We start from the raw sequence: 6,069 nt of genomic DNA, 5'->3' as shown, positions 1-6,069 counted from the left end.
TCGAACGCTGGGGCGGATTGGAGTGACATCGGAGCCTCCTGGGGCAACAGGCAGTCAATCCCTTTGACACCGCGGAGCGTCAACAGGTTGCCGCCGAGTACGCGACTCGCGGGAGCCAGGAGAATTCGCCACCAGTGTCAGGAACGAACCCCAACATCCCAGGCCGCCGATCGTTGGGGTTCCTTCGTCACCCCAACCTACGGCCCTGTTGGAGCCGTTATCGCTAGGAGAAAGGCGTTCCCGAATGGACTAACATTGATGGCCCTGCGATGCAGGGTTGAGCGCGTGGTGTGATGGGGTAGGGCGACCCGGTTGGGGCAACCTGCGGACTCGAAATCGAAGGAGATCGAAGTGCTTGGAACCGTTCGTGACGCCTGCAAAATCCATCCGATGGTCTACGACTACCGGATGACGGAGGCCATTGAGAACCTCTCGGATCTGATCGGCGGGGCCGGGGACGGGGCCGAGTTCTTCGCCAGAAACTACGTGACCCAGGGCATGGACACCCTGTTCCGCGAGGGCCTGCTGCGGCTCGCGGGTCGGTCCGACCAGGCCGCTTTCGAGTTGGCCCAGGCCATGGGCGGCGGCAAGACCCACCTGATGGTCGCGCTGGGGTTGCTGGCCAAACACCCGCACCTGCGACCGGTGGTGTTACCCGGCGACCTGGCGGAGCGGTTGGACTTCGGCCCTGCCCGCATCGCCGCCTTCAACGGCCGCAACGATCCCGAACACTACATCTGGGGCGAGATCGGCGAGCAGTTGGGCGAGGCCGATTTGGTGCGCCCCTACTGGATCGATGGTCCCCGCGGGATCGACGAAAAAAAGTGGCTGGAGATCATCGGCGACGCGCCGACCCTGATCCTGCTCGACGAACTGCCGCCCTATTTGCTCAACGCCGACACCCGCCCGGTCGGCAAGGGGTCTCTGGCCGATCTGGTGACCTACAGCATCAGCAACCTGCTGACCGCGGCGATCAAGCTGCCGCGCTGCTGCGTCGTCATCGCCAATCTGTCGGGCAGTTACGAGGCCCAGACCAAGGATCTGGCGCGGATCATGTCCAACCTCCAGCAGGAGTCCCGGCGTCAGGCCCAGACCATCACCCCGGTCCAACTCGCCGGCAACGAGATCTACCAGATCCTCAAAAAGCGACTGTTCACCGCGTTGCCCGGCGACGCCCTGATCGAATCGGTCGGCGAGGCGTTCGCCGAGCAGGTCAAGGCCGCCGAGGACGGCGGCTACATCGCCGCCCGGGCCATGGAGCAGGTCGCCGAAGAAGTCCGCGAGACCTACCCCTTCCACCCCTCATTCAAGAACCTGGTGGCCCTGTTCAAGGAGAACGAGGGCTTTCGCCAGACCCGCGGTCTCATGCAGTTCACCGCCCGGCTGCTGCGCAGCGTCTGGAACCGGGAGGCCAACGACGTTTTCCTGATCGGCACCCAGCACCTGGATCTCAACGACCCGCAGGTCCGCGACGAGATCCAGCGGGTGAACCCGGCGCTCCTGCCCGCGGTGGTCAACGACATCGCAGACCATGGCAACGCCCGCGCCGAGGAGATCGACAGCGATCTGGGCAGCGACGCGGCCACTCAGGTGGCCAAGTTGATCCTCTCGGCGTCCCTGTCCCGCGCCGTGGGTGCCCACACCGGCCTGACCCAGGCCGAGATCATCGAGTACCTGGCCGCCCCTTACCGCAAGGCCGATGAATTCCTGGCTGGTCTGGAGCGTCTGCGCGACCGTGCCTGGTACCTGCATCGGGAGGGGGAGGGCTTCTACTTCAAGGAGACCGAGAATCTGGGGCGACGCATCGAGCGCGACGCCAAGCAGATCCCATTACCCAAACTGGAGCAGGCACTGATCAACCGCCTCACCGGGCTGTTTCAGGCCCAGAGCCGGACGAAAGCGGCCTATCAGGAAGTCCAGATCATGCCGCGCCTGGATGACGTGAAGCTCTCGGGCGCGCGCATCCTGCTGGTGGTGCAGCCGGACGGACGGACCCCGCCCGAACAGATCCGCAACTTCTTCGAGTTCCAGCAGGAGAAGAACAACGTGCTGATCCTGTCAGGACACGACAGCCACCTCGCGAACGAGGTGGAGGCGCGGCTGCGGGAACTCTATGCGGTGGAGGCGATCTTCAAACCGATCAAGGCGGGCGACACCCTGTTCGAGGAGGCCCGCGACAAGCTCGAAGAATTGTCCGAGCGTTTCACCAAGGCCGTCTCGGGCGCCTACAACCGGCTGTTCTTCCCCGGCGGTACCGGTGAGTTGGTCATGGCCACCATCGACAACGGCCTGAGCTTCGGCGCGGGCGAACATGCCGCCGAGGCCCAGATCGAAAAACTTCTGGGAAGCTCACGCTGCGACAACAAGCTCGCCCTGGATATGCCGGACGCGTTGCCCGCTTACTGGGCCATGGCCGAGACCTACCTGTGGCCCGCCAAGGACCGCCGCGTCCCCTGGCGTGATCTCACCATGCGCGCCAAGACCGATCCGACCTGGCCCTGGATGCCGGGAGCGCGCGGGCTGGAACAGCTCCGCGACGAGGCACTCAAGCAAGGCCGCTGGCGCCAGACCCCGGAGGGGCACATCGAGAAGGGGCCGTTCCCCGCCGAGAAGACCTCGGTCAATGTCACCCCCCAGGGCACCAATCGCGAGACCGGGGAGACCACCCTCTCGCTCACGCCCCGCAACGCCGGTGACAGCCCCCGCGTCTATGTCGCCAAGACCGCCGCGGTGTCGGATCAGGACCACCAGGTCCAAGACCTGGAGGACTATCGCACCCCCGAAGCGACCCTCTACTTCATCGCGGTGGACAGCGCCGGCAAGTACCACGTGGGCGAGCCGACCCGCTGGACCGCGGACCTGACCGTCCGCCACGAAGTGCTCAACATCGCCGACTCGCGCAAGGTCGAACTTCGCTGCACCCCCGCCGCCGAGATGCGCTACACCCTGGACGGCACCAACCCCAAAGAGGGGACCCTTTACACTGACCCATTCCAGGTGCCGGCGAAGGGTTGCACCATCCTGATTGCGGCCAAGGCCGGCGAGGTGGAAAAAAGTGCCAAGATCCTGATCCCATCGGCCGGCGACGACCGGGTCATGATCGACGAACGCAAACCGGCACGACTGACCGAGACCAAGCGGGTCTCCATCGACACCACCGACAAGGCGTTCGGCTTCATCCAGCGCTTCAAGGATCGCACCGACACCCTGCTGTGCGGCGTTCAGATCATCCTGGGCGAAGGCGAAAACGCCGTTCAAATCCGCTTCAACGAGCGCAAACTGACGGCCGCCGCCATCGAGACCGCCATCCGCGGTATCCGTGCGGCCCTGGGAGACGAACAGGCTGCCGTTCAGATCCTGATCAAGGGTGGTGCCACCTTTGGCGATGGGTTTGCGCTCAAGGAGTTCGCCGAGGTGGCCGGGATCGAACTAAAGTCCGGCGATGTCAGTCAGGATTAGCACGGGGAGGGATCCAGACACAGAGGCACGCAGAGCAGGAAACCCTGTAGGGTGGATAAGGCGCGCGGTACGATGCTGCGGGTTCGGCACGGTGGCCGGTCGCGCCGCATCCACCACCCGCGGTGGTCGCGGCTGGTGTGCTGGTGGATGCGCCGCGCTGCTTCGCCCTACCGTCTTCGGACTTGCCTCAGAGAATAGCCGAGTGATTCAGAAAGCCGACCCGCGCGAGCGCCCCGCCTACGCCCACCGCACCCTGGGCTTCGGCGTCCCCGCGACCTCCGACCCCCATCACTTCCTGGTCCAGATCCCGCGCGGCAACGCGGCGCCGGTGCTGATCTGCGAGCACCTGGGGATGGGCTCCGAGACCGTCCGGGAGCAGGTCATCGACCGCGTGCTGCTCCCGCGGCACCGCTGGACAGCGATTCGTGCAGAGGTGCAGCGCGCTTTCAACGCCCGACTCAAGGAGCACGACCTGGCCACCGCGACCTGGAAAGTTGGGGACAACCCCGTGGACCGACTGCTGGGAAAGGAGTTGTGCGTCCTGGCCTGGGCCTGCGAGCGCCTGGACCCCGAAAAGATCGGCAGCGCCGTGCGCAACTGGCTGGCGCTGCGACCCGAGGAGCGCTGGTGGCTGTTCGGGATGACGGCGATGACCGTCGGCGGCATCCGCGATGCGGATAATGGCTGGCGGGTTGCGCTGCGCTACGCGCTAGGGGATACGGCCGGGAATGAGGTGCTCAGGCCGCGGACGCTGGTCGGGAAGACGGGGCTCGGGGGGCAGACAACACTGCCATTATTCGATGATTGAAAGTGCCACGGTAACCGAAATCGTATTCGGGTTAGGTGTATCGGCATGGCCCTGACCATGTGACCTAACACCCGAGCGCGTCATAATCCGCCGCTGTACACCCTAAGGTTTGTATCATGAATGCCGCTCTACCCGACGAACACCATATCCCCGAGGCCACTGTATCCACAGGTGCTGCCTTGACCTCAGTAGCCTTGTATATCGATGCAGATAACCAGTCTCCTCAATGCGCAAAGGCACTGCTCAGCCTGCTTCGGACCGACTTCGATGCGCACGTCGTCAGTGCCGCCATTGCGGGTAACAATCATGGCCAGCAAGTCGATAGTTGGCGAGAGGGACTGGCATCCGCACTCCCTGATCTCGTGGTGAGGCCGCTCACGGTGCCTCACCGGAAGCAGGGTGCGGATGTGGCCCTAATCCTGGCGTTGGGGGCAGATCTGGAGCGGCATATTCGCGATCACGCATTGGTGATCATTGTCTCTCGGGATGACCTTGTGATCGGCGCCGCGGAACAGGCAAAGATGCGGGGCTGTAGGACCTTGATTGCTTATGCCGACGGGGACATCGCGACAGCCCGCAACCAGTTACTTACGACTATATTGCTGCCCGCGTTAGCGAAACCGATCACCGTTGTTCAGCCGCGGACCGTCGTTGTTCAGTCACCTACCACGATCCTTCCTGACCATCGAGCAGCCCAGTCTCCAGGGGCTGGGGTTGAAGCGGTACTTAAACAGATCCGTAGCATGTGCACTCAAAAGCCCGGCGGCGGATATTCCGCGACTGATGTGGGTCAAGCGCTGTCGAAGCTTGGTTATGACAAAGCGGCGCGGATGCGCTTTCTTGCGTCCCTGTCGGGGCTGAAGAAGCGCGGAACTGGCCCGAACCTGATCCTGGTTTTCTAGGCCGCGAGTATTGCCGGTTGCGCTGAACTAACTCGACCTATCAGCCTTTGACCATATTTTGGAGTGATCCGACTTACACCTGAAACTCATGCTACCGACAATTAGGAGACGCCAACATTGCTGGGAGCACGCGATCGAAGCGATGCTCGCAAACGCTCCGGCAGGACAGCAAACGGGAAAGAATCCTCTCACAAAGACACAAAGACACAAAGAAGAGAAGATTAGGGAATTATCTCGGGGGTTGGTGAAGTGGTCGCTTTGCCAGGATCATTATTTGAGTAGCGTTCTAGCTTTCCATGATCTGCTCCGCTTCTTTTCTTCTTCGTGTCTTTGTGTCTTTGTGAGAGAATCTTCTTCTCCGCGCCCCAGTAAGAGCTACTCAGGAATTGCAGAATGACGGTTGATGTAATGAGCGTCGCGGCCGGTGGGCAATGCAGAGTCCAGCCCTTTGCCTTGCGCGATGCCCCGGCCCTAATTGAGACGGTGTTTCCGGCGCAGAAGGTCTCGTTCGAGTCGCAGCGGGAGCGTAAGGCCAATCTCGGACAGACTCTCACGGGACTTGGCTCCTATTGGAAAGGCCGCAAGCCGTTGATCCTGGTGCGGGCAATCGTGCTGGGCAGCCTGCTGCCGCAGACCGACGATCCCGAAAAGGACCTCGAAGTCTTCGAGAAGCACGGAGACAGGGAATAAAGAATGCTCTCACAAAGACACAAAGACACAAAGACACAAAGAAGAGAAGATTAGGGAATTATCTCGGGGGCTGGTGAACTCGACTTTGGCCATTTCAGGCCGTCGAGGCCAGTTGATCCAGCAAGCGTTCCCAGTCCCGCTGGGAAATAACGAGGGCGTCCGGGTCTGCGGTTGAGTTGACGAAATTCGCCGCCGCCCAACTGGTGCGGC

The 6,069-nt window shown here is 62.5% G+C and carries 4 protein-coding genes; all 4 read left to right on the top strand.

The window, feature by feature from the left end; all coding sequences use genetic code 11:
* The first annotated feature begins 351 nt into the window (after positions 1-351).
* Positions 352-3,459, top strand: a complete 3,108-nt coding sequence (locus QZY03_RS00585; protein WP_295577124.1) for an anti-phage-associated DUF499 domain-containing protein — start codon at positions 352-354, stop codon at positions 3,457-3,459.
* Between the two features lie 202 nt (positions 3,460-3,661).
* Positions 3,662-4,267, top strand: coding sequence for an anti-phage-associated DUF3780 domain-containing protein (locus QZY03_RS00580; RefSeq protein WP_295577122.1), 606 nt, complete (start codon positions 3,662-3,664; stop codon positions 4,265-4,267).
* Between the two features lie 116 nt (positions 4,268-4,383).
* Positions 4,384-5,169 carry an NYN domain-containing protein gene (locus tag QZY03_RS00575; protein WP_295577120.1) on the top strand — a complete coding sequence of 262 codons (786 nt, stop codon included), beginning with the start codon at positions 4,384-4,386 and terminating at the stop codon, positions 5,167-5,169.
* Between the two features lie 393 nt (positions 5,170-5,562).
* On the top strand, positions 5,563-5,859 hold the full coding sequence (locus QZY03_RS00570; protein ID WP_366935550.1) for a DUF1156 domain-containing protein: 297 nt from the start codon (positions 5,563-5,565) through the stop codon (positions 5,857-5,859).
* The last annotated feature ends 210 nt before the right edge of the window (positions 5,860-6,069 follow it).

The organism is uncultured Lamprocystis sp. (genome assembly GCF_903933125.1).
Taxonomy (GTDB): Bacteria; Pseudomonadota; Gammaproteobacteria; order Chromatiales; family Chromatiaceae; genus Thiodictyon.
Note: the sequence above shows the minus strand (reverse complement) of the source record. Positions and strands in the feature narration are given on the sequence as shown.

Bases quoted from the DNA above. Each gene is read 5' to 3' on its own strand.
- QZY03_RS00575 (WP_295577120.1), top strand. From the start codon at position 4,384: ATGAATGCCGCTCTACCCGACGAACACCATATCCCCGAGGCCACTGTA.
- QZY03_RS00570 (WP_366935550.1), top strand. From the start codon at position 5,563: ATGACGGTTGATGTAATGAGCGTCGCGGCCGGTGGGCAATGCAGAGTC.